General features: G+C 59.0%; 1 protein-coding gene. It reads right to left on the bottom strand.

All coding sequences use genetic code 11. The features are described from left to right. Window positions 1-293, bottom strand: a 293-nt coding sequence (locus tag Q7A36_RS40925) for a hypothetical protein (RefSeq protein WP_305109498.1), incomplete at its 3' end; no start/stop codon positions are given. Between the last annotated feature and the right edge of the window lie 153 nt (window positions 294-446).

Here is a 446-nt window from a genome sequence, read left to right on the forward strand (position 1 = left end):
GGAGGTTCCGCTCCGCCCCCGTAAGTGCCGACCATGCCCGGCTGATAAGGCACGGTGTTGAGGACAAGGCTCTCGGCGCCCTCAAGCGGTAGTTGTAAAACAGCACGGTCCGGCGCATTCCGGAGGAAGCCCATGCAAGCCGACACTTGTCCCATGTTGAGGGTTACGTCGCCCATGGTGACCGAGTGCAAGGCAGCCTCGAACGGCCCCGGACCTGCCGAGATGACCTGACAAAACACGCCAGCCTGTGCGCTGGTGACCTGCTCGGGCTCCGTAAACTGGCGAAACTGCACGCCACCGCTGCAAGGCATTCGGTTCTTTCCTCCCGACGGGGGAGCGCTACGGTGCGCTCCAATTCAAGCCTTTGTCATTTGAGAGCACCTAATCACCTACAAATAAGGCATACCATCAGTTTGTAAGATGCCGAATTACGATCTATCCGCTGC

It is taken from the genome of Paracraurococcus lichenis, from assembly GCF_030657435.1.
GTDB classification, from domain to species: Bacteria; Pseudomonadota; Alphaproteobacteria; order Acetobacterales; family Acetobacteraceae; genus Paracraurococcus; species Paracraurococcus lichenis.